Source organism: Streptomyces sp. UW30 (assembly GCF_008042075.1).
Lineage (GTDB): Bacteria > Actinomycetota > Actinomycetes > Streptomycetales > Streptomycetaceae > Streptomyces.
This window is the reverse complement of the sequence record NZ_RDBN01000053.1, coordinates 1,157,333-1,163,108: the sequence shown is the minus strand read 5'-3', so window position 1 is coordinate 1,163,108 and position 5,776 is coordinate 1,157,333. Positions and strand designations below refer to the sequence as shown.

The window sequence follows — 5,776 nt, the reverse complement described above, 5'->3', positions numbered from 1 at the left end:
GCCGTGCTGAAGGACTACGTGACGTACTTCGGCGAGAAAGCGGCCTCCCCCACCTCCTTCGTGCTGCAACGCTGGAACAACGAGGCCTACACCCGCGGCGGCCCCGTCTCCATCGCCGCACCCGGAGTCCTGACCCAGTACGGCCCCGCCCTGCGCGAGCCGGTCGGCGGCATCCACTGGGCCGGGACGGAGACCTCCACGTACTGGATGGGCTTCATGGACGGGGCGGTGCGGTCGGGTGAGCGGGTGGCGAAGGAGGTCTTGGCGGTGACCGTGATGCCGTCGGCCCTCACGACGTACTTGGCGCCGGACCTGGCGATCGTGCGCACCGGGGCGTTCGGCACGACGCGGTCGCCGAGTGTGGCGGCGAGTTTGACCGGGACCAGCTGGGAGCCGCCGACGAAGCGCAGTTCCTGGGCGCCGCCCGCGGTCTCGGTGAGGCGTTCCAGGGTGCCGGGGTGGGACGCGTTGCCGGCGGCGGCGATGTAGAAGAGGACGAACAGGAAGGAGAGTTCGCGGGGTTCGGCCGAGAAGATCGACGTGCAGGCCACGTCGAAGAGGAACTTGGCGGAGGGGATGACGGCGTTGGCCCGCAGCCAGGTCTCGAAGGTCTGCCGGTCCCATTCGTCGGCCTTCGCCGCGGTCCAGGGCGCGTCGACCGGGATCTCCTTGGCCAGGTCGTCGAGCTTGGCCTGCACGATCGCGGCGTTGGCGAGCCCGGCCGCGTCGATGGGCGGGACGGAGCCGAGGATGCCGTCGGTGGCGTAGGGGGTCTTCCTGCCGTCCTTGTGGAGGAGGTTGTTGCCGGTGTTGTAGGTGGTGAAGGTCTGCACGCCGAGGGAGTCGGCGAGGGCCCTGATGCGGTCCTGGGTGGGGCCGATGAACTCGCCGCCGCCCTCGGTGACGCCGCCGCCCGCGAGGTTCAGGCCCACCACCCGGCCGCCCACGCGGTCGCGGGCCTCCAGGACGACGACCGACTTGCCGGCGGCCACCACGTCGCGGGCCGCGGTGAGTCCGGCGAGCCCGGCGCCGACGATCGCGACGTCGGCCTCGACCTCGCGGGTGGCGGCGGCCGAGGCGGTGCCTGCGGCGGCGGTGGTGGTGATGGCTACGGCGCCGGCGGCGCCGCCGAGAAGGGTGCGGCGGGAGAGGTGTCTTTCGCGTGCCACGTGCGTCCTCCGTCGTAGCGAGAGGGAGTGGAGCCGGAAAGTGGAGCCCGGAATGTGGATCCGGAAAGCTGAACAGGGCTCACATTCTGGCTCCGCACGAGGGCGCGGTACAGATCTCCCGCAACTTCTGACTCACAAGTAACAGGAGACCTACGTAAGAGAGTTGAGGGCGTCTACGTCACCGGCAGCCGGGAGACCCGTCGGTTGCCGTCGCGGTCACCGGCTATGGCCTTGGCGATCTTCTGCGCGTCGATCGCCATCTCGCGGAGGTTGCCGCTGATCGGGTTGACGTAGCCCTGGAAGTAGAGGCCTTGCGCCTGCTTCGTGGTGTGGGCGCCGTGGACGACAGGTCTGCCTCCGGCGTCCAGTACGTCGAGATGGCCGACGAGGCCTTCGAGTCCACGGACGTATCCGGTGGCCGCGACGACGACGTCCGGCGAGACGCGGGTGCCGTCGGCGAGGACGACCTTCTCGTCCTCGAAGCCGTCGACGGCGGCCACGATCTCGACCTGCCCCTTGCGCACGGCGTCGATCAGACCGACGTCGAGGACCGGGATCGCCCCTTCCCTGACCCTGCTGTAGAGCCCGGTGTCAGGGCGCGGCAGCCCTTGCGCCGACAGGTCCGGCACGCTCAGCTTCGCCATGGGCCGGGCGAGCCGGTCGACGAGGCGGACCGGCAGCCGCCGTACGAGAACGCTGGTGAACTGGGCGGCCCACCCGGCGGTGGAGCGGCGCACGATGTGCGGCACGGTCCGCACCGCCAGCCGCACCCGGGAGGCGCCGCCCTCGGCCAGGTCCACGGCTATCTCGGCGCCGGTGTTGCCGACGCCGATGACGAGGACGTCGCGGCCGGCGTAGGGCGCCGGGTTGCGGTAGGTGCCTGCGTGCAGGAACTCGCCGGTGTAGGTGTCCCGTCCGGGCCAGTCCGGTATGCGCGGGGTGTGGTTGTGGCCGGTCGCCACGACGACGGCGGCGCCGGTCAGTTCACGTCCGCCGGTGGCGCGCAGCAGCCAGCCGGTGCCGTCGGGCGCGGGCTCGACGCGGGAGACCTCGACGCCGGTGACGATCTCCAGGTCGTGGTGCTCGGCGTACTTCTCCAGGTACCGCACGACGTCGTCGCGGGCCACCCAGCGCCCGAACCGACGCGGCATCGGCAGGCCGGGCAGGCCCGACAGCCGCCGGGTGGTGTGCAGATGGAGGCGGTCGTAGTGCCGCCGCCAGGAGGCCCCGACCCGGTCCGACTTCTCCAGCACGACGGCACGCAGCCCCTGAGCACGCAGGGCGTACGCGACGGAGAGTCCACCGGGGCCGCCGCCTATGACGTAGACGGGGCGGTCGGTGGAGGGGTGGTCGGTGGCGGGGCGCTTTGCGACGGGTTGGTCTGCGACGGACCGCTCCGGGGTCGGCTGGTCCGCGTCGGGCTGCTCAGCAGGGGGCTTGCTCGCGAGGGGTTGGTCTTCGACGGGTTGGTCTGTGGCCGGCTGGTCCGCGATGGGCTGCTCCGCGGCCGACTCGTTCGCGTCGGGCTGCTCAGCAGGGGGCTTGCTCGCGACGGGTTGGTCTGCGACGGGTTGGTCTGTGGCCGACTCGTCTGCGACGGACTGCCCCGTGGCCGACTGGTCCGCGACGGACCGCTCCGCGGTCGGCTGGTCCGCGTCGGGCTGCTCAGCGAGGCGCTCGCTCGTGACGGGCTGGTCTGCGACGGGCTGCTCCGCGGCCGATTCGTCCGCGACGGACTGCTCCGCGGTCGGCTGGTTCGCGGCCGCTTGCTCCGCGGTCGGCTGGGCCGCGGTGTGCTGGTCCGGGTGTTGGGGGGTGTCGGCCATGGTCCGGAGCGTAATCACGTGGTCGGTTGATGGGTCTCGGTCAAGCCCGGAATTGGTTGCGGATCGATCACGGCTGTGGGAGGGGTGGGTGAGATGTGTGACGTAGGTCTCCTGGTTGTGGGAGTGGCGTGGACTTGGCGCGAGTCCGGACATGCCGCCCTGATGCGACGGGTGTCGCGGGAGTTAGGATCCGGCCTCATGGCCCTGACCATGAGCGACGTGGACCGGTTCGAGGCGTCCAGGCCCCGCCTGGAGGCCATCGCCTATCGCCTCCTCGGCTCCGCGAGCGAGGCGGAGGACGCCGTGCAGGATACGTTCCTGCGCTGGCAGGCCGCCGACGTCGACCGGGTCGAGGTCCCCGAGGCGTGGCTGACGAAGGTTCTCACCAACCTGTGCCTCAACCAGCTCACTTCGGCCCGCGTGCGGCGCGAGACCTACGTCGGCCAGTGGCTCCCCGAGCCGCTGCTCGCCGGGGACCCGATGCTCGGCCCGGCCGACACCGTCGAACAGCGCGAGTCGGTCTCGTACGCCGTACTCGCACTGCTGGAGCGGCTGTCCCCCAACGAGCGGGCGGTGTACGTGCTGCGGGAGGCATTCGAGTACCCGCACCGGGAGATCGCCGAGATCCTCGACACCACCGAGGCCGCCAGCCAGCAGATCTTCCATCGCGCCAAGAAGCATGTCGCGGAGGGCAGGGCCCGCACCGAGGTGGACGAGGACACCGCCCGCCGGATCGTGGACGAGTTCCTCGCGGCCGCCACCAGCGGCCGGACCGAGCCGCTTGTCCGGCTGCTCACCCAGGACTCCATCGCGATCGGCGACGGCGGCGGGAAGATCCCGGCCCGCGCGAAGGCGTTCGAGGGTGCTCTCGCGGTCGCCAAGTTCATGCGGGGCCTGTTCAAGCCGAGCGAGGCGAAGCGTGCGCTGACCGGCGGCTCGCCGCAGATCTACGGCTCGTTCGCCAACGGCGACCCCGCCATCCTGGCGGTGCTCGACGGCCGGGTCATCGGCGTCATGTGCCTGGAGGTCACGGCCGAGGGCATCGCCGGGTTCCGCAACCAGGTCAACCCCGACAAGCTCGAACGGGCGACCAGGGTCTGGGCGGCGGAGGACCACGGGGAGCCGTTGCTGCTCAGCGCTTTCTGATCGCGATCTGCATCGCTTGTTTCCCGAGTAGCGATGTGACGTGCTTCACATCCCATACCTGTCAGGGATCGGTGGGCTGCCCGGTTCAAGGGGGCGAATCCGCTGAAGAGCTCGAGACAGGAGCACGGACATGCAGCACCGCATCGTCGTCATCGGGGCCGGTTACACCGGAGCCACCGCCGCCGGACGCCTCGCCAAGCGACTGCACGGTGACGATGTCGCCATCACCCTCGTCAACGCCGAGCCCGACTTCGTCGAGCGCGTCCGGTTGCACCAGCTCGCGGTCGGCCAGTCGCTCAAGCCCCGGCCGTTCAGCGAGATGTTCGCGGGGACCGGCGTCGCACTGAAGCTCGGCAAGGTCACGGGCGTCGACGCCGACCGCCGGACGGTCACCGTGGTCGCCGCGAACGGGGCCGCCGAGGCCGAGGGGCCGGAGTACGAGGAGCTGGAGTACGACACCCTCGTGTACGCCCTCGGCAGCGGCTGGAACGACCACGGCGTGCCCGGCACGGCCGACCATGCCCACGAGATCGCCAGTCGCCCGGGAGCACTGCGCCTGCGCGAACGCCTGGCCGGGCTGGACGCCGGACAGCCCGTGGTCGTGGTCGGCGGTGGTCTCACCGGCGTGGAGGCCGCCACCGAGATCGCCGAGGCCCGCCCGGACCTCGACGTCGCCCTCGCCGTGCGCGGCGGCCTCGGCGACTGGCTCTCGCCCAAGGGGCGCCGGCACCTGCGGAAGGTCGTCGACAACCTCGGCATCACGGTGCACGAGGAGACCGCCGTCGCAGCAGTCGAGGCCGGCCACGTCACCACCGCCGACGGCACGTCGGTCCCGGCCGCGGTGACCGTCTGGACCGCCGGCTTCGCCGTCCACCCGATCGCGCAGGCCACGACCCTGGAGGTCACCGGCACCGGCCAGATCGTCGTCGACCGGAGCATGCGCTCGGTGTCGCACCCCGAGGTGTACGCCATCGGCGACGCGGCCATGGTGACGGGCCCCGGCGACAAGCCGCTGCGGATGTCGTGCGCTTCGGGCGTCCCGACCGCGTGGCAGGCCGCCGACGCCATCGCGGCCCGGCTGACCGGCGCGAAGGTGCCGACCACAGCCCTGCGCTACTTCAACCAGTGCATCTCGCTGGGCCGCAAGGAAGGTCTCATCCAGTACGTCACCGCCGACGACCGCGCCGTCAGCGCCGCGCTGACGGGACGACTCGCCGCCGCCTACAAGGAACTCATCTGCAAGGGCGCGGCATGGGGCGTGGCCAACCCGGCGGTCGGCACCCTGGCCCGGCGGCGCCGTGTCGTGACCGAGCCGGTGCGGAACGGTTCGGAGGTCAGGACGGCGGCGTGACGATCGCGAGGGAGCGGGCGCCCGGGCGGGCAAGGGGGCGGGCCGGGCGCCCGAACGCCGGTCGGGCGTCTCGTGGCTCACCTGTCCGGTGAACTCACGCATCCACATGGCTCATTCGTTCGAGTTGAATCCCTCGAACGAGTTATAGGCGGTCAATCCTACGATGTGTGATCAAGAACATCAGGCGAGCCGCGATCGCGGCCGCACTCCTTCTCGTGCCCTTCGCGGCACCCGCCCCCTTGCCCGCCCGGGCGCCCGCTCCCTCGCGATCGTCACGCCGCCGT

Annotated in this window: 3 protein-coding genes and 2 pseudogenes; 3 read left to right on the top strand and 2 right to left on the bottom strand. The window is 71.3% G+C overall.

Annotation, left to right across the window (positions count from 1 at the left end):
- Positions 1-3: 3 nt before the first annotated feature.
- Positions 4-204, top strand: a pseudogene (locus EAO75_RS39575) (FAD-dependent oxidoreductase); the annotation flags it as partial.
- Positions 205-260: 56 nt separating this feature from the next.
- Here EAO75_RS39575 and EAO75_RS39570 read toward each other — a convergent pair.
- Together EAO75_RS39570 and EAO75_RS39565 are read right to left on the bottom strand one after the other, a co-directional pair.
- Positions 261-1,169, bottom strand: a pseudogene (locus EAO75_RS39570) (flavin monoamine oxidase family protein); the annotation flags it as partial.
- Between the two features lie 173 nt (positions 1,170-1,342).
- Complete coding sequence (locus EAO75_RS39565; RefSeq protein WP_148000554.1) at positions 1,343-2,488, bottom strand: flavin-containing monooxygenase; 1,146 nt, start codon at positions 2,486-2,488, stop codon at positions 1,343-1,345.
- A 705-nt stretch (positions 2,489-3,193) separates the two neighbouring features.
- On the opposite strand from EAO75_RS39565, the gene sigJ reads away from it, so the two are divergent.
- Complete coding sequence (gene sigJ, locus EAO75_RS39560) at positions 3,194-4,141, top strand: RNA polymerase sigma factor SigJ (RefSeq protein ID WP_147999884.1); 948 nt, start codon at positions 3,194-3,196, stop codon at positions 4,139-4,141.
- Positions 4,142-4,271: 130 nt separating this feature from the next.
- On the top strand, positions 4,272-5,492 hold the full coding sequence (locus EAO75_RS39555) for an NAD(P)/FAD-dependent oxidoreductase (RefSeq protein ID WP_147999883.1): 1,221 nt from the start codon (positions 4,272-4,274) through the stop codon (positions 5,490-5,492).
- Positions 5,493-5,776: the final 284 nt, after the last annotated feature.

Excerpts from the sequence above, each read along its gene's own strand:
- EAO75_RS39555 (WP_147999883.1), top strand. The coding sequence starts at position 4,272 with ATGCAGCACCGCATCGTCGTCATCGGGGCCGGTTACACCGGAGCCACC.
- sigJ (WP_147999884.1), top strand. The coding sequence starts at position 3,194 with ATGGCCCTGACCATGAGCGACGTGGACCGGTTCGAGGCGTCCAGGCCC.